Genomic DNA, 16,255 nt, shown 5'->3' on the forward strand with positions numbered 1-16,255 from the left:
CAAGGATATGTGCACAACCTTGCCGGCCGGGTGCTTCAACGTTTCAGCCCAGGCGCTCTACCGCAGGCAATTGCATCGCCTCGACCTCACCCTGGAGAAAGTCGCTGAGACGACGCAAACGTTCACCTCCCGGCCGGGTCTTGGGCCACACCAGGTAATAGTTCAAGCCGCTGGCGACGGCAGTCGGCCAGGGCAGGCTCAAGCGACCTTGAGCGACATCCTCGGCCACCATCAGCAGGTCCCCCATGGACACGCCGTAGCCCCGAGCCGCCGCAATCATCCCCAGCTCCAGAGTGTCGAACACCTGCCCGCCCTTGAGGGAAACCTGATCCGTGAGCCCCATCTGCTCCAGCCAACTGCGCCAGTCCCGCCGGTCAGGAGTCGGATGCAACAACTCCGTGGCCGCCAGCCGCGCCACATCCCAGGGCAGGTCTTCGAGCAGATTCGGAGCGCCCACCGGGACCAGTAACTCCGGGAACAGGTAGCTGGCTTCCCAATCCGGTGGAAAGTGTCCGTTGCTCAGCAGTACCGCACAGTCGAAGGGTTCCTGGTTGAAGTCCACGGAATCCACATCCATCCAGGCACTGGTGAGCTGCACTTCGTTGCCCGGCTGCAGATGGCGGAAACGGCTGAGGCGCGCCAGCAACCAGCGCATGGTCAGGGTCGACGGCGCCTTCATGCGCAGGATGTCGTCTTCGGCCCGCAAGGTATTGCAGGCCCGCTCCAGGGCACCGAAGCCCTCGCGGATGCCCGGCAGCAGCAAACGCGCCGCTTCGGTCAGTTGCAGATTGCGCCCACTGCGCTGGAACAGCCGGCAAGCGAAGTGCTCCTCCAGGGTGCGGATATGCCGGCTGACAGCACTCTGGGTAATGGACAGCTCCTCGGCCGCCCGGGTGAACGAGCTGTGCCGCGCCGCTGCTTCAAAGGCACGCAGGGCATAAAGAGGAGGAAGACGGCGGGACATGGATGCGCTCCGGCAGCGGAATGACGCAACGCTACCAGAAAGTCGTTCGCATGAGTTTTTATCATGCCAGCAAGTATTTTTATCCCTTTGTGCTATGGCCCAGAAGCGCCGAGAATCAGCGCTCTCCCCGACTTTACCCTGATCGAGCCTGATGACCATGCAGCATCCAGCACGTACCGAACTCTGGGCCATCCTGCGGCTGGCGGGGCCGCTGATCGCCTCCCAGCTGGCGCACATGCTGATGGTTCTCACCGACACCCTGATGATGGCCCGCCTCAGCCCCGAAGCCCTGGCCGGCGGCGGTCTGGGCGCCGCCAGCTATTCCTTTGTCTCGATTTTCTGCATCGGCGTGATTGCCGCTGTAGGCACCCTGGTGGCGATTCGTCAGGGCGCCGGAGACATCGAGGGCGCCGCCCGCCTGACCCAGGCCGGCCTGTGGCTGGCCTGGATCATGGCCCTGGTCGCCGGCCTGCTGCTGTGGAACCTCAAACCGCTGTTGCTGCTGTTCGGCCAGACCCCAAGCAACGTCCAGGCCGCCGGCCAGTTCCTGCTGATCCTGCCGTTCGCCCTGCCCGGCTACTTGAGTTTCATGGCCTTGCGCGGTTTTACCAGCGCCATCGGCCGGGCGACGCCGGTGATGGTCATCAGCCTGGCAGGGACTGTGGCCAACTTCCTGCTCAACTATGCATTGATCACCGGCATGTTCGGCCTGCCGAAACTCGGCCTGGTGGGCATCGGCCTGGTGACCGCCATCGTCGCCAACTGCATGGCGCTGGCACTGGCCTGGCACATCAAGCGCCATCCGGCCTACGCCGCGTACCCGTTGCGTCAGGGCCTGGCCCGGCTGAACACCCATTACCTGCGGGAACTGTGGCGCCTGGGCCTGCCCATTGGCGGCACCTATGCGGTGGAAGTCGGGTTGTTCGCCTTCGCCGCGCTGTGCATGGGCACCATGGGCAGCACCCAGTTGGCGGCGCACCAGATCGCCCTGCAGATCGTGTCGGTGGCGTTCATGGTGCCGGCTGGCATCTCCTACGCCATCACCATGCGCATTGGCCAGCACTACGGTGCCGGACAACTGCTGGATGCAAGGTTGGCCGGACGGGTCGGCATCGCCTTCGGCGCGGTGGCGATGCTGGGGTTCGCGATGATTTTCTGGCTGCTACCCAACCAGTTGATCGGGCTCTTCCTGGACCACAATGACCCGGCCTTCGCCGAGGTGATTCAACTGGCGGTGAGCCTGTTGGCGGTGGCGGCCTGGTTCGAGCTGTTCGATGGCACCCAGACCATCGCCATGGGCGCGATCCGCGGCCTCAAGGATGCCAAGACCACCTTCCTGGTGGGCCTGGGCTGCTACTGGCTGATCGGTGCCCCTTCGGCGTGGCTGATGGCCTTTACCCTGGACTGGGGACCGACCGGTGTCTGGTGGGGACTGGCCCTGGGCCTGGCCTGCGCGGCCATCAGCCTGACCCTAGCGTTCGAGTGGCGGATGCGCCGCATGATCAAGCGCGAGCCCGTGGCAGCGGCGATGAACCTTCAGACCAGCAGCGCGGATTGACAGGGAGCTGATCACCGCCGCCCAAGGCGGTGGATCAGCACCGGTATCAGTCGCTTAAAGCGTCCCTTCCTGCAGCGACTGCTGGCTGCTGCCGAACGTCAGGTACTCCATCAGATCAGCCAGGGGCAGCGGCTTGCTGATCAGGTAGCCCTGGACCTGATCGCAGCCAAAGCCTCGCAGCAACGCCAGTTGCTCCGCGGTTTCCACCCCCTCGGCCACCACATCCAGATTGAGGTTGTGGGCCAGGTTGATCATGGCGTGCACCAGTTTGCGGTTCTCTTCACGCTGCTCCATGCCCCCGACAAAGCTCTTGTCGACCTTGAGCAGGGTGATCGGCAGGCTGTTGAGGTGGACGAAGGAAGAGAAACCGGTACCGAAGTCGTCCAGGGAAAAACGCACCCCCAGGCGCCCGAGGGCATCCATGGTCTGCTTCACCAGATCGCTGCGGCGCATCACTGCGGTTTCCGTCAGCTCGAACTCCAGCCACTGGGCTTCAACCCCGCGCTCGGCAATCAGCCGGCTCAGGGTCGAGAGCAACTGGCTGTCCTGGAACTGGCGGAACGACAGGTTGACCGCCATATGCAGCGAAGGCAGCCCGCGCTCGCGCAGGGCCTGCATGTCTCGTAGAGCACGGGAAATCACCCAGTAGCCCAGGGGCACGATCAGCCCGCTCTGTTCCGCCAGGGGCACAAACTCGCTGGGAGGCAGCAGGCCGCGCTCGCCGTGACGCCAACGCACCAGGGCTTCGAGGCCGACAATCTTGCCGTCATGCAGGTTCAGCCGCGGCTGGTAATGCAGCTCCAGCTCGTCACGGCGCAAGGCCCGACGCAGCTCGCTTTCCAGATCGGCAAGGCTGCGAGCGTTGCGATTGATCCGCTCGTTGAAGATATGAAAGGTGCAACCCTGGGTGCTCTTGGCCTGCTGCATGGCGATATGTGCATGCCACATCAACGGGTCGGCGCCGGCATTGGCCCGGGCATGAGCAATCCCCAGGCTGCAGCCGATCAACAGGCTTTCGCCGTCGACCCAATAGGGTTCGGCCATGGCTTCGGTGATGCGTTCGGCCATCCATTCGGCACGCTGCGGCGCGCGGCGGGTGTCGATCAGCAAGGCAAACTCGTCGCTGCCCAGGCGGGCCAGTTGGTCACCGGCCTCCAGCTGGCTCTTGAGCCGCGACACCACCTGCAGGATCAGCCGGTCACCGGCCTGGTGGCCGAGGGCATCGTTGGCGTGACGGAAGTTATCCAGGTCCAGGTGCCCCAGGGCCAGGCCGCGACCATCGTTTTCCGCCAGCCGCGCGGCCAGCAGGGTCTGAAAGCCCTGCCGGTTGGCAATACCGGTCAGGGGGTCCTGCTCGGCCAGGCGTTGCAAGGTGTTTTCCAGCACACCGCGCTCACGCACATGACGCAGGCAGCGGCGCAGGGCATCGGTACTCAGGCAGGAACCCACCAGCCAGTCGCTGACGCCCACCGGGGCCACCGAGGGCTCATGGTCCAGCAATAGAATGGTGGGCAAACTGCAACGCCCGGGACCGGGCTGCAGGCGTGGAATGGTCAACAGGACCGCATTGCGATCGTCTTCGAACAAACGACTGACCGACTCCCAGGTGGGAGCACTGATCAATACCACCGAGTCTCCCAACGGAGCGACACACTCGCGCAACAACGCTGTCCACACAGGCTCTTCGGCCAGTAGCAGCAAACGCAAGGGTTCGACAGGCTTAGACAAGCTAGCTCCCTAGACTCTGCAAAATAAGTTGGCGGCGGGCATTATGGCGCGCAAATAAGCAATAACAATTGATATTGATTATCATACGCAATTTCTTGTACCGCTCTAACTCGAACATTAGACGCATATTCAGCGCGCATCCTGAGGGAAAGTATCAAAACCGGCAAATTTAGATAGCGTTGTGCGTCACAAGTCGGAGAGAGCAGCAGAATCTGTCCAGCCTGTTAAAATGCCCGCCCTTTTCGTAACCGATCCCTTTTTACTGTCATGTCCCGACTCAATCCCCGGCAGCAAGAAGCCGTGAACTATGTCGGCGGCCCTCTTTTGGTGCTCGCCGGCGCAGGCTCCGGCAAGACCAGCGTGATCACCCGCAAGATCGCGCACCTGATCCAGAACTGCGGCATCCGCGCCCAGTACATCGTCGCCATGACCTTTACCAATAAGGCCGCGCGGGAAATGAAGGAGCGGGTCGGCACCCTGCTGCGCAGTGGCGAAGGTCGCGGCCTGACCGTGTCGACCTTCCACAACCTGGGCCTGAACATCATCCGCAAGGAGCATGCGCGGCTGGGCTACAAGCCGGGCTTCTCGATCTTCGACGAGACTGATGTCAAGGCCCTGATGACCGACATCATGCAGAAGGAGTATTCCGGAGACGACGGCGTCGACGAGATCAAGAACATGATCGGCTCGTGGAAGAACGACCTGATCCTGCCCGCCGAAGCCCTGGAAAATGCCCGCAACCCCAAGGAACAGACTGCGGCCATCGTCTATACCCACTACCAGCGCACGCTCAAGGCGTTCAACGCGGTGGACTTCGACGACCTGATCCTGCTGCCGGTGAAGTTGTTCGAAGAACACGCCGACATCCTGGAAAAATGGCAGAACAAGGTCCGCTACCTGCTGGTGGACGAATACCAGGACACCAACGCCAGCCAGTACCTGCTGGTGAAGATGCTCATCGGCAAGCGCAACCAGTTCACCGTGGTGGGCGACGACGACCAGTCGATCTACGCCTGGCGTGGCGCGCGCCCGGAAAACCTGATGCTGCTCAAGGACGACTATCCGTCCCTGAAAGTGGTGATGCTGGAGCAGAACTATCGCTCCACCAGCCGTATCCTGCGCTGTGCCAACGTGCTGATCTCCAACAACCCCCATGAGTTCGAAAAGCAGCTGTGGAGCGAGATGGGCCACGGTGACGAAATCCGCGTGATCCGCTGCCGCAACGAAGATGCCGAGGCCGAACGGGTGGCGATGGAGATCCTTAGCCTGCACCTGCGCACCGACCGGCCCTACAGCGACTTCGCCATTCTTTACCGGGGCAACTACCAGGCCAAACTGATCGAACTGAAGCTGCAGCACCATCAGGTGCCCTATCGTCTGTCCGGCGGTAACAGCTTCTTCGGACGCCAGGAAGTAAAGGATCTGATGGCCTACTTCCGCCTGATCGTGAACCCGGACGACGACAACGCCTTTCTCAGGGTGATCAACGTGCCGCGCCGGGAAATCGGTTCCACGACCCTGGAAAAACTCGGCAACTACGCCACCGAGCGCAAGATCTCGATGTACGCCGCCACCGATGAAATCGGCTTGGGCGAGCACCTGGACAGCCGTTTCACCGACCGCCTGGCGCGCTTCAAGCGCTTCATGGACCGGGTCCGCGAACAATGCGCCGGCGAAGACCCGATCTCCGCCCTGCGCAGCATGGTCATGGACATCGACTACGAGAACTGGCTGCGCACCAACAGCTCCAGCGACAAGGCCGCAGACTACCGGATGGGCAACGTCTGGTTCCTGATCGAGGCCTTGAAGAACACCCTGGAAAAAGACGAAGACGGCGAAATGACCGTCGAAGACGCCATCGGCAAGCTGGTCCTGCGGGACATGCTGGAACGCCAGCAGGAAGAGGAAGACGGCGCCGAAGGTGTACAAATGATGACCTTGCATGCCTCCAAGGGCCTGGAATTTCCCTACGTGTTCATCATGGGCATGGAAGAGGAAATCCTCCCGCACCGCTCCAGTATCGAAGCCGACACCATCGAGGAAGAACGACGCCTGGCCTACGTGGGCATTACCCGTGCTCGCCAGACCCTGGCCTTCACCTTCGCAGCCAAGCGCAAGCAATACGGTGAAATCATCGACTGCGCGCCGAGCCGATTCCTCGATGAACTGCCCCCGGACGATCTGGCCTGGGAAGGCAACGACGACACGCCGACCGAAGTCAAAGCCGTTCGCGGCAATAGCGCTTTGGCGGATATACGCGCGATGTTAAAGCGCTAAAATCGACTATTTTTAACTGACCTTTGGCGCAACAGGCGCTATTTGAGGAAGCTCCGTGGAAGCACTGCACAAGAAAATTCGCGAAGAAGGCATCGTGCTTTCCGATCAAGTACTGAAAGTCGACGCCTTTCTGAACCATCAGATCGATCCGCAGTTGATGAAGCTGATCGGCGACGAATTCGCCACGCTGTTCAAGGACTCGGGCATCACCAAGATCGTCACCATCGAAGCCTCGGGGATTGCCCCGGCGATCATGACCGGTCTGAACCTGGGCGTGCCGGTGATCTTCGCCCGCAAGCACCAGTCCCTGACCCTGACCGAGAACCTGCTGTCGGCCACCGTGTACTCCTTCACCAAACAGGTGGAAAGCACCGTCGCCATCTCCCCACGGCACCTGACCAGCAGCGACCGCGTACTGATCATCGATGACTTCCTGGCCAACGGTAAGGCGTCCCAGGCGCTGATCTCGATCATCAAGCAGGCCGGTGCCACCGTGGCCGGCCTGGGCATCGTGATCGAAAAGTCCTTCCAGGGCGGCCGTGCCGAACTGGACTCCCAGGGCTACCGCGTGGAATCCCTGGCCCGGGTCAAATCCCTGGCTGGCGGCGTGGTCACCTTCATCGACTAACCCCGCCCGCCTTGTGGGAGCTGGCTTGTGTAGGAGCTGGCTTGCCAGCGAAGACGCCCTTGAGAGCAATGCAAGACTTGATGGCCCATTCGCCGGCAAACCGGCTCCTACGACAAGGTGGTTGCCGTGGCCTGCAGGCCAGCCAGCAGGAAACGCTGGTACAGGTCTTCACGCAGGCCTTCGGGCTTCTCCAGCCCCATGCGCTCAAGGTGCGCCGGGAATGCCTCAGGCTCCGGCGCATCGAGTGCCGCCTTGCCCAGCTCGAGGATCTCGCTGAGCTTGAACTTGCTCTTCAGCCAGTTCAGCGCCCGCAGTAGGTCACGCTCTTCATCGCTGAAATCACTGCCCAGCGGATACTCTGGAAACAGGTGGCTGTGACGTGCCTGAATATTCTGCAAACGCTGTGGGCTGTTGTCGGTAAAACGCGGATCCAGACGAAAATCCTTTGGCAGTTTTCCGGCTTTCTGTGCCTGCTCCATCAACCCCGGCTGAAAGCGTGAGTCGCTGATATTGAGCAGCGCCTCGATCACTTTCGCATCCGTTTTACCCCGCAGATCGGCAATACCGTACTCGGTGATCACGATGTCCCGCAGATGGCGCGGGATGGTGCAATGGCCGTACTCCCAGACAATGTTGGAACTGACCTCGCCAGCGGACTCACGCCAGCTGCGCAGGATCAGCACCGAGCGAGCATCGTGCAGAGCATGGCCCTGGGCAACGAAGTTGTACTGCCCGCCAACACCACTCAGTACCTTCCCGCCCTGCAACTGATCGGACACCGCCGCCCCCATCAGGGTCATGGTGAAGGCACTGTTGATGAATCGTGCGTCCCGACGCTGCAGGCGCTTGAGGGCCTCGTCGCCATAGAGTTCGTTGATGTAGCTGATGGCGGTCATGTTGAACTCCGCCAGCTTGCCCTTGGGCAGCTCTCGCAGCCGCTGATAGAAACTGCGCGGGCCAAGGAAGAAACCACCGTGGACCGAAACCCCGCCAGCCGTGGCCGGGTCCAGGGTGCCGGCGTTGGCTTGTTGTTGCAGCTCCAGGGTCGGGTAGACCTTGCGCCGCACGATGCCGGCATCCGCCAGGGCCAGCAGACCGTTGACGAACATTTCACTGCAACCGTAAAGGCCTTGGGCAAAGGGCTCGACGCCACCTTCACGGTCAATCAGCGACTGCCATTGGTTCACCTGCAGGTCCGTCAATAGGGCTCGATAACCGTCGTTGTCAGCCTGCCGCGCCAGCAAGGCTGCGGTCAGTGCATCACCCATGGAGCCGATGCCGATCTGCAGGGTGCCGCCGTCGCGCACCAGGGTGCTGGCATGCATGCCGATGCAATGATCCTGAATCCCCACCGGCATGTTCGGCGTGGAAAACAGAGTGCTGTGCTCTTCTTCGTCGATCAGCAGGTCGAGGTCCGCCGCGTCGATCTCGGAGTCCCCGGGCATATAAGGCAGGTCGCTGTGGACCTGACCGAGAATCAGGATGGTCTCCCCTGCGGCACGGCGCTTGGCGATCATCGGCAGCATGTCGAGGGTGATATCCGGGTTGCAGCTCAGGCTCAGACGGCCGGGGTGTTGCGGATCGCGGGCCAGCAGTTGCGCCACCAGGTTCAGGCCGGCGGCGTTGATGTCCCGGGCTGCATGGCTGTAGTTGCTGCTGACGTAGTCCTGCTGCGCTGCGGCGCTGTGTAAAAGGCTGCCGGGCTGCATGAAGAACTGCTCGACGCGGATGTTCGCCGGCAGGCTGTCGCGGTGCAGGTCGGCGAGATAATCCAGTTCCGGGTAGTCGCCGAACACCCGTTCCACAAAGGGTTCGAGAAAGCGCTTCTGCAAGCCGTCGCCCAGGGACGGACGGCCCAGGCTCAGGGCGGTGTAGATCGTCAGTTGGCGTTCGGGCAATTGGGCAATGCGGCGATACAGGGCGTTGGCAAAACGGTTGGGTTTGCCCAGGCCCAGGGGCATGCCCATGTGAATGTGTTGCGGCAAACGGGCGAGCACTTCATCTACCGCATGCTCGATAGAACAGGATTGCAGCATCTGACCCTCCGGGGACCATCCATGAATTGAGGTTGGACCGAGCTTGCCGGGAGTTTGCTGCGTTGAACAGTGCACAGGCTGAATTACGCCCACAAAAAAGCCGCTCGTAAGCGGCTTTTTCGCTGAAGATGGCGGCTTATTTCAGGCCGGACATCTTCTGGATAGCACCTTTGAGCTCGTCATCGGAGCAATCCATGCAAGTGCCTTTAGGCGGCATGGCGTTGATACCGGTGATGGCCTTGGCCAGGATGCCGTCGAGGCCGCCCTGGTGATCGGCGCGCTCTTTCCAGGCTGCGGTGTCACCGATTTTCGGTGCGCCCAACAGGCCGGTGCCGTGGCAAGCATTGCAGTGCTTGGCGATCACGTCATCCGGGGATTTCGCCCCACCGCCGCCGCCAGCAGAAGCAGCGACTTCCATACCCTTGCATTCCTGCCCCTGGACGCAGACCTGGCCAACAGGCTCAAGACGCTTGGCAATGTCATCATTAGTCGCAGCTTGAGCGCTGACTGCCCAAAGGGCCAATACGGTTGCTGGTGCGGCCAGCATTTTCATAATTAGGTTCACGCGTACACCCTCAATGGTGGCTAGTCACGCCTGCGGCCACGGTTTCGCAGGCGGGCGAAAGTATAACGGTTAGCCCGCCACACTGAAACAACCCCAAAGTCGAAGGGGTCTTAATCGCGGCGAAATGTCGCTGGGGCCCTCTCTGCAAGCCTTGCAGGATGCCTCTTGGTCTAGAAATTCGCCGGAGTGGCTGCGCTGATTAGTCGCGCCGGAGCATCGAACGGATTACGAAAACGGTGCGGCTTCGTACTCTCAAAGTAGTAGCTGTCACCGGCTTCGAGGACAAATGTTTCCAGCCCTACCACCAATTCCAGGCGACCCTCGAGGAGAATCCCGGTTTCTTCGCCGTCATGGGTGAGCATCTCTTCGCCAGTATCGGCGCCCGGCGGATAGATCTCGTTGAGAAAGGCAATGGCGCGACTTGGATGGGCCCGGCCCACCAGCTTCATGGTGACTGCACCATCGGAGATATCGATCAGTTCGTGGGCCTTGTAGACGATCTGAGAAGGCGTTTCCTGGAGAACTTCCTCGGAAAAGAACTCGACCATGGACATGGGAATGCCGCCCAGCACCTTTCGCAGTGAGCTGATCGAGGGGCTGACACTGTTCTTTTCGATCATTGAAATGGTGCTATTGGTGACGCCCGCGCGCTTGGCGAGTTCACGCTGGGAAAGACCTTTCAGTTTACGGATGGATTGTAGTCGTTCACCGACGTCCAATGCGGCAGCCTCCTAGGCGGGAATCAGGCGTTGTTGTAATTGAGCGTTATCATGGCGACAGCGTTCAGTATTTACAACACTTGGCCCCGATTCCCCCGAGGGCAGGCGACTTTCGGTACAACCCGCGCAATCTCAGTCTTCGCAGTACACCAGCGGCACCCGACGCAGGTTGCAGAACAGCTGATAAGGGATGGTATCGGCGGCCAGGGCGACCTCGCTGGCGAGGATGTTCTTGCCCCATAGCTCAACGGTGGAACCCAGCCCGGCCTGAGGCACATCCGTCAGGTCGACACACAGCATGTCCATGGACACCCGGCCCAGCAGGCGGCTGCGCTGACCGTCCACCAACACCGGAGTGCCGGTTGGCGCGTGGCGTGGATAGCCATCGGCATAACCCATGGCGACCACGCCGATGCGCATCGGCTTGTCGGTGATGAACTTGGCGCCATAGCCAACCGGCTCGTCGGCGGGCAGCTCACGCACACAGATCACCTTGGATTCCAGGGTCATGACCGGCTGCAGACGCTCTGCCACGGAGTTGTTTTCTTCGAACGGCGTGGAACCGTAGAGCATGATGCCCGGGCGAACCCAGTCACTTGGCACGCTGGGCCAGCCCAATACTGCGGGCGAATTGCGCAGGCTGATCTCGGCCCCCAGCCCCTGGCGAGCCGCCTCGAATACCGCGACCTGCTCACTGCTGCGTGGGCAGTCCAGCTCATCAGCGCGAGCGAAGTGGCTCATCAGCACGATCTTCTCGACCTTGCCGCTGGTCTGCAGCCGTTGATAGGCCGCCTGGTAATCCTTGGGATGCAGGCCAACCCGGTGCATGCCCGAATCCAGCTTGAGCCAGACCGTCAGCGGCTTGGCCACCGGCGTCTGCTCGATGGCCTCGAGCTGCCACAGCGAATGCACCACACACCAGAAATCATGCTCGACGATCAGCGCCAGCTCAGAGGCTTCGAAGAACCCCTCCAACAACAGCACCGGCGCACGGATGCCGGCGGCGCGCAGTTCCAGGGCTTCCTCGATACAGGCCACGGCAAAGCCATCGGCCTCGCTCTCCAGCGCCTGGGCGCATCGCACCGCGCCATGACCGTAGGCATCGGCCTTGATCACCGCGAGAGCGCGAACACCCGAAACTTCACGGGCCAGTTGGTAGTTATGACGCAGGGCTTGGAGATCGATCAGGGCACGGGCAGGACGCATGGCGGCAGACTTCTAGGCGGTCATGGGGAATAAAAAACCGGTGCTGGATGACGGCGGACCACCACCGGCACCGGGAGAGGGATCTTGTCGCTTAAGGCAGAGCGGCCACTACCGACAGCTCGATGAGGATTTCCGGCTCACAGAGCTTGGCTTCCACAGTAGCCCGGGCCGGTGCCACGCCTTTTGGCAACCACTGGTCCCAGACACTGTTCATGCCTTCGAAATGGGCATCGATGTCCTTCAGGTAGATGGTCACCGACAGCAGCTTGCTTTTGTCGGTGCCGGCCAGGTCCAGCAGACGCTCGATGTTGGCCAGGGTCTCCCGAGTCTGCTGTTCAATTCCGGCCTGCAGGTCGTCACCGACTTGCCCGGACAGATACACCGTACCGCTGTGAACGACGATCTGACTCATGCGCTCATTGGTGAGCTGGCGCTGGATTGACATGTTTAGCTGACTCCTGAGGGTTGCCGTAACGGGAAATATCGAGGCCTTCGGCGCTGATCTGCGGCTTTTTCTTGGCCATCAGGTCCGCAAGCAAACGACCGGAACCACAGGCCATGGTCCAACCGAGGGTGCCATGGCCGGTGTTCAAGAACAGATTGCGCAACGGCGTGGCACCGACGATTGGCGTGCCATCCGGGGTGGTAGGACGCAGCCCGGTCCAGAAACTGGCCTGGGACAGATCACCGCCCTGAGGATAGAGATCGTTGACGATCATCTCCAGCGTTTCGCGCCGGCGTGGGTTCAGCGAGAGGTCAAAACCGGCTATTTCAGCCATGCCGCCGACCCGGATACGGTTATCGAAACGGGTGATCGCAACCTTGTAGGTCTCGTCGAGGATGGTCGAAGTCGGAGCCATCGCCGGGTTGGTGATCGGCACGGTCAGGGAATAGCCCTTGAGCGGGTAGACCGGGGCCTTGATGCCCAGCGGCTTGAGCAGTTGCGGCGAATAGCTGCCCAGCGCCAGCACGTAGCGGTCGGCGGTTTCCAGCTTGCCGTCGATCCATACGCCATTGATCCGGTCGCCGGCGAAGTCGAGGCGCTGGATGTCCTGGCCAAAACGGAACTCCACACCCAGCTTGATGGCCATTTCGGCCAGGCGAGTGGTGAAGATCTGGCAGTCGCCGGTCTGGTCATTTGGCAGACGCAGGGCACCGGCAAGGATGTCGGTGACGTTGGCCAGAGCCGGTTCGACCCGGGCAATGCCCTCGCGATCCAGCAGCTCGAACGGCACGCCGGATTCCTTGAGCACGGCGATATCTTTCGCCGCGCCGTCCAGTTGCGCCTGGGTGCGGAACAGCTGGGTGGTGCCCAGGCTGCGGCCTTCATAGGCGATACCGGTTTCCGCCCGCAGTTCGTCGAGGCAGTCACGGCTGTATTCGGACAGACGCACCATGCGCTCTTTGTTCACCGCATAACGGCTGGCGGTGCAGTTGCGCAGCATCTGCGCCATCCACAGGTATTGATCGATATCGGCGGTGGCCTTGATTGCCAGCGGTGCGTGGCGCTGCAGCAGCCATTTGATGGCCTTGAGCGGCACGCCCGGAGCAGCCCAGGGCGAGGCATAGCCAGGGGATACCTGACCGGCGTTGGCGAAACTGGTTTCCATGGCTGCAGCCGGCTGGCGGTCCACCACGGTCACATCAAACCCGGCTCGAGCCAGGTAATAGGCACTGGTGGTTCCGATAACGCCACTGCCCAAGACCAGAACGCGCATTTTCATATCCCTCATCGCGGCTTGACCGCTGACGTTTGTTATTCAGAGCAAAGATGGGCGCAGTGTAAGAAACATTGAGCAGTGATTTTCACTATATAACCGCCTATATTTGGCGAGAATTCTCGGCGATATCGCTTTTCACGGAGGGGCATCCCCTATGCGCACCAATCATCAGACCCGTCGTGCCCTGGACAAGATAGATCGCAATATCCTGCGGATACTGCAGGCCGATGGGCGTATTTCCTTCACCGAGCTGGGGGAACGAGTCGGACTCTCCACCACCCCTTGCACCGAGCGAGTGCGCCGCCTGGAACGCGAAGGAATCATCATGGGCTACAACGCCCGGCTCAATCCGCAGCACCTGAAGGGCAGCCTGCTGGTGTTCGTCGAGATCAGCCTGGACTACAAGTCAGGGGATACCTTCGAGGAGTTCCGTCGCGCGGTGCTGAAGCTGCCGCACGTGCTGGAATGCCATCTGGTGTCCGGCGACTTCGACTATCTGGTCAAGGCGCGGATCTCAGAGATGGCGTCCTACCGCAAGCTGCTGGGGGACATCCTGCTCAAGCTGCCCCATGTACGGGAATCCAAGAGCTACATCGTGATGGAGGAAGTGAAGGAGAGCCTGAGCCTGCCCATTCCGGATTGAGATGAGGAGCGCCGGTCCGGGACGCTTTCGCCGGCAAGCCAGCTCCTACAAGGAGTGACGGGCTAGACCAGGACCTGACGATTACTGGCCATGTAGTCGTGGATCTGCTTCTCGACCCGGGGGTGGATCATCTCTACCGGACGCCGGCCGTTGGGGCACGGCAGACTCGGCGTGGTGCCGAACAGGCGACAGATCAGCGGGCGCTCGTCATACACCGTGCAGCCATTGGGGCCCAGGTGCACACAGTTGAGCTCGTCCATGGCAGCGTCCTGTTCGGCAGCGGTCTTGCGCGGCAGGCGAGACATTTCCTCAGGCGAAGTAGTCACTGGCCCGCAGCAATCGTGGCAGCCAGGAACGCACTCGAAGGAGGGAATCTGCTGACGCAGGCTGCGGACTATTTGACGGTTACAGCTCATGAAAAGGCTACCGGGACATGAATAGCCGTGAATTCTGCCTCAAATGCATCGGCGCAGACAGGACCGGGCGTCCTGCGGTTGCCGCAAACGAAAGCCCCGGCTTATGCTCCGGCAATTTTTACAGACCCCCTGATCAGGACGCTTTCCATGCCCGCCAGTGCTCAGCAATCCGCCGCCAGCGATCGGCACGCCGCCTCTTACTATGCCGCCAGCAGCCTGCCGCAGCCTGACTACCCGACACTGGCAGGCGAGCTGACAGCGGACGTGTGCGTGGTAGGCGGCGGGTTCTCGGGGCTCAATACCGCCCTGGAACTGGCCGAGCGCGGGTTCAGTGTGATCCTGCTGGAAGCCCGCAAGATCGGCTGGGGCGCCAGCGGCCGCAACGGCGGACAGTTGATTCGTGGGGTCGGCCACGGCCTGGATCAGTTCACCAAGGTGCTCGGCAACGACGGTGTGCGGCAGATGAAACTCATGGGGCTGGAGGCCGTGGAAATCGTCCGCCAGCGCATCGAACGCCTGCAGATCCCCTGCGATCTGACCTGGGGTTACTGCGACCTGGCCAACAAGCCGGCGGACCTTGAAGGCTTTGCCGAGGACGCCGAAGAACTGCGCAGCCTGGGCTATCGCCACGAAACCCGCCTGTTGCAGGCCGCTGAAATGCACAGCGTGGTGGGCTCCAAACGCTACGTTGGCGGGCTGATCGACATGGGCTCGGGCCATCTGCACCCGCTGAACCTGGCCCTGGGTGAAGCTCAGGCGGCGCAGCAGATGGGCGTGCGTCTGTTCGAGCATTCGGCAGTGACTCGCATCGACTACGGTCCCGAGGTCAAGGTCCACAGCCATCGCGGCACGGTACGGGCCAAGACCCTGGTCCTGGGCTGCAACGCCTACCTCAACGACCTCAACCCGGAGCTGGGGGGCAAGGTGCTGCCGGCCGGCAGCTACATCATTGCCACCGAACCCTTGAGTGAGGCCCAGGCGCAGGAGCTACTGCCTCAGAACATGGCCGTCTGCGACCAGCGCGTAGCCCTGGACTACTACCGACTCTCGGCCGATCGGCGCCTGTTGTTCGGCGGTGCCTGCCACTACTCCGGGCGCGACCCCAAGGACATCGCTGCCTACATGCGGCCGAAGATGCTGGAAGTGTTCCCGCAACTGGCCGAGGTGAAGATTGACTACCAGTGGGGCGGCATGATCGGCATCGGCGCCAACCGCCTGCCACAGATCGGCCGACTCAAGGACCAACCCAATGTGTATTACGCCCAGGCCTATTCAGGCCATGGGCTGAACGCCACGCACCTGGCGGGCAAGTTGCTGGGGGAAGCCATCAGCGGCCAACAGGGTGGCGGTTTCGACCTGTTCGCCAAGGTGCCACACATCACCTTTCCCGGCGGCAAGCACCTGCGCTCACCACTGCTGGCCCTGGGCATGCTCTGGCATCGCCTGAAAGAGCTGGCCTGACCTTGCGCGGCTCCTTGCCGCCGCTGCGGGATTACAGCCGCCAGAAAGGCTTGAGGCCTTCGGCCCGGGCCTCCTCGCGGCTCAGCCCCACGTCCCGCAACTCCTCGGCGGTCAACTCCAGCAACGCCTTGCGGGTACGCAGCCGATGCCAGTACAAGCCCCAGGGACCCAGCCCGGACGGCGCAGTGCGTGGCAGGGTCGCCGCCGCTCCCCGCTCCTGCTCGGCCTCCAGTTCCTGACTGCGTAACGACAGCCGCACATCGCTCAAGCCGTTCATTTCCATTGCTCCTGTTTGCTCAAGTTGCCATGAGCGAACATGATGGGCGCCGCATC

15 protein-coding genes are annotated in these 16,255 nt (G+C 61.7%); 5 read left to right on the top strand and 10 right to left on the bottom strand.

From position 1 onward, the window contains the following. Window positions 1-43: 43 nt before the first annotated feature. On the bottom strand, window positions 44-964 hold the full coding sequence (locus tag ACSSVC_RS02705) for a LysR substrate-binding domain-containing protein (RefSeq protein WP_404937899.1): 921 nt from the start codon (window positions 962-964) through the stop codon (window positions 44-46). A gap of 157 nt (window positions 965-1,121) precedes the next feature. On the opposite strand from ACSSVC_RS02705, the gene ACSSVC_RS02710 reads away from it, so the two are divergent. Further along, window positions 1,122-2,522 (top strand): NorM family multidrug efflux MATE transporter, encoded by a 1,401-nt coding sequence (locus ACSSVC_RS02710; protein ID WP_346633402.1) that lies wholly within the window; start codon window positions 1,122-1,124, stop codon window positions 2,520-2,522. 54 nt (window positions 2,523-2,576) lie between these two features. Here ACSSVC_RS02710 and ACSSVC_RS02715 read toward each other — a convergent pair whose 3' ends face one another. After that, entirely contained in the window at window positions 2,577-4,250 is a 1,674-nt protein-coding gene (locus ACSSVC_RS02715) for a putative bifunctional diguanylate cyclase/phosphodiesterase (protein ID WP_346633403.1), read from the bottom strand. 267 nt (window positions 4,251-4,517) lie between these two features. Here ACSSVC_RS02715 and rep point away from each other — a divergent pair, with 267 nt between their 5' ends. Next, window positions 4,518-6,527, top strand: coding sequence for a DNA helicase Rep (gene rep, locus ACSSVC_RS02720; protein ID WP_346633404.1), 2,010 nt, complete (start codon window positions 4,518-4,520; stop codon window positions 6,525-6,527). A 55-nt stretch (window positions 6,528-6,582) separates the two neighbouring features. Beyond that, on the top strand, window positions 6,583-7,155 hold the full coding sequence (locus ACSSVC_RS02725; protein ID WP_346633405.1) for a xanthine phosphoribosyltransferase: 573 nt from the start codon (window positions 6,583-6,585) through the stop codon (window positions 7,153-7,155). 107 nt (window positions 7,156-7,262) lie between these two features. On the opposite strand, the gene ACSSVC_RS02730 is transcribed toward ACSSVC_RS02725, so the two are convergent. The 6 genes from ACSSVC_RS02730 to dadA all read right to left on the bottom strand — a co-directional run bounded on the left by ACSSVC_RS02730 (window position 7,263) and on the right by dadA (window position 13,399). Next, window positions 7,263-9,191 (bottom strand): acetyl-CoA hydrolase/transferase C-terminal domain-containing protein, encoded by a 1,929-nt coding sequence (locus tag ACSSVC_RS02730; protein ID WP_492611971.1) that lies wholly within the window; start codon window positions 9,189-9,191, stop codon window positions 7,263-7,265. Window positions 9,192-9,327: 136 nt separating this feature from the next. Then, window positions 9,328-9,744 (bottom strand): c-type cytochrome, encoded by a 417-nt coding sequence (locus ACSSVC_RS02735; RefSeq protein ID WP_123726819.1) that lies wholly within the window; start codon window positions 9,742-9,744, stop codon window positions 9,328-9,330. A 182-nt stretch (window positions 9,745-9,926) separates the two neighbouring features. Then, window positions 9,927-10,475, bottom strand: coding sequence for a cupin domain-containing protein (locus tag ACSSVC_RS02740; protein WP_123726820.1), 549 nt, complete (start codon window positions 10,473-10,475; stop codon window positions 9,927-9,929). 132 nt (window positions 10,476-10,607) lie between these two features. Further along, the gene (alr, locus tag ACSSVC_RS02745; protein ID WP_492611972.1) at window positions 10,608-11,681 is read right to left on the bottom strand and encodes an alanine racemase; all 1,074 of its coding nucleotides are present in this window, start codon (window positions 11,679-11,681) and stop codon (window positions 10,608-10,610) included. Window positions 11,682-11,772: 91 nt separating this feature from the next. After that, window positions 11,773-12,126 carry a RidA family protein gene (locus ACSSVC_RS02750; RefSeq protein WP_346633408.1) on the bottom strand — a complete coding sequence of 118 codons (354 nt, stop codon included), beginning with the start codon at window positions 12,124-12,126 and terminating at the stop codon, window positions 11,773-11,775. Continuing rightward, window positions 12,098-13,399 (bottom strand): D-amino acid dehydrogenase, encoded by a 1,302-nt coding sequence (dadA, locus tag ACSSVC_RS02755; protein WP_346633409.1) that lies wholly within the window; start codon window positions 13,397-13,399, stop codon window positions 12,098-12,100. Before dadA ends, ACSSVC_RS02750 begins: the two co-directional genes overlap by 29 nt. Before the next feature lie 157 nt (window positions 13,400-13,556). Here dadA and ACSSVC_RS02760 point away from each other — a divergent pair, with 157 nt between their 5' ends. After that, window positions 13,557-14,045 (top strand): Lrp/AsnC ligand binding domain-containing protein, encoded by a 489-nt coding sequence (locus ACSSVC_RS02760; RefSeq protein WP_011064210.1) that lies wholly within the window; start codon window positions 13,557-13,559, stop codon window positions 14,043-14,045. Between the two features lie 62 nt (window positions 14,046-14,107). Here ACSSVC_RS02760 and ACSSVC_RS02765 read toward each other — a convergent pair whose 3' ends face one another. Then, window positions 14,108-14,461: a YkgJ family cysteine cluster protein gene (locus tag ACSSVC_RS02765; RefSeq protein WP_102862531.1), complete on the bottom strand. Its 354-nt coding sequence runs from the start codon at window positions 14,459-14,461 to the stop codon at window positions 14,108-14,110. Between the two features lie 147 nt (window positions 14,462-14,608). Here ACSSVC_RS02765 and ACSSVC_RS02770 point away from each other — a divergent pair, with 147 nt between their 5' ends. Next, window positions 14,609-15,922: an NAD(P)/FAD-dependent oxidoreductase gene (locus tag ACSSVC_RS02770; RefSeq protein ID WP_346633410.1), complete on the top strand. Its 1,314-nt coding sequence runs from the start codon at window positions 14,609-14,611 to the stop codon at window positions 15,920-15,922. Window positions 15,923-15,953: 31 nt separating this feature from the next. Here the strand turns inward: ACSSVC_RS02770 and ACSSVC_RS02775 are convergent, their stop codons facing one another. Then, entirely contained in the window at window positions 15,954-16,199 is a 246-nt protein-coding gene (locus tag ACSSVC_RS02775; RefSeq protein ID WP_404937904.1) for a DUF1127 domain-containing protein, read from the bottom strand. Window positions 16,200-16,255: the final 56 nt, after the last annotated feature.

The sequence above is a fragment of the Pseudomonas sp. E1BtOHC1 genome (genome assembly GCF_058744285.1).

What these genes read in the sequence shown, in the direction of transcription:
- ACSSVC_RS02705 (WP_404937899.1), bottom strand. Translation starts at nt 964, where the DNA reads ATGTCCCGCCGTCTTCCTCCTCTTTATGCCCTGCGTGCCTTTGAAGCA.
- ACSSVC_RS02710 (WP_346633402.1), top strand. Translation starts at nt 1,122, where the DNA reads ATGCAGCATCCAGCACGTACCGAACTCTGGGCCATCCTGCGGCTGGCG.
- rep (WP_346633404.1), top strand. Translation starts at nt 4,518, where the DNA reads ATGTCCCGACTCAATCCCCGGCAGCAAGAAGCCGTGAACTATGTCGGC.
- ACSSVC_RS02730 (WP_492611971.1), bottom strand. Translation starts at nt 9,191, where the DNA reads ATGCTGCAATCCTGTTCTATCGAGCATGCGGTAGATGAAGTGCTCGCC.
- ACSSVC_RS02735 (WP_123726819.1), bottom strand. Translation starts at nt 9,744, where the DNA reads ATGAAAATGCTGGCCGCACCAGCAACCGTATTGGCCCTTTGGGCAGTC.
- alr (WP_492611972.1), bottom strand. Translation starts at nt 11,681, where the DNA reads ATGCGTCCTGCCCGTGCCCTGATCGATCTCCAAGCCCTGCGTCATAAC.
- ACSSVC_RS02750 (WP_346633408.1), bottom strand. Translation starts at nt 12,126, where the DNA reads ATGTCAATCCAGCGCCAGCTCACCAATGAGCGCATGAGTCAGATCGTC.
- dadA (WP_346633409.1), bottom strand. Translation starts at nt 13,399, where the DNA reads ATGCGCGTTCTGGTCTTGGGCAGTGGCGTTATCGGAACCACCAGTGCC.
- ACSSVC_RS02760 (WP_011064210.1), top strand. Translation starts at nt 13,557, where the DNA reads ATGCGCACCAATCATCAGACCCGTCGTGCCCTGGACAAGATAGATCGC.
- ACSSVC_RS02765 (WP_102862531.1), bottom strand. Translation starts at nt 14,461, where the DNA reads ATGAGCTGTAACCGTCAAATAGTCCGCAGCCTGCGTCAGCAGATTCCC.
- ACSSVC_RS02770 (WP_346633410.1), top strand. Translation starts at nt 14,609, where the DNA reads ATGCCCGCCAGTGCTCAGCAATCCGCCGCCAGCGATCGGCACGCCGCC.
- ACSSVC_RS02775 (WP_404937904.1), bottom strand. Translation starts at nt 16,199, where the DNA reads ATGAACGGCTTGAGCGATGTGCGGCTGTCGTTACGCAGTCAGGAACTG.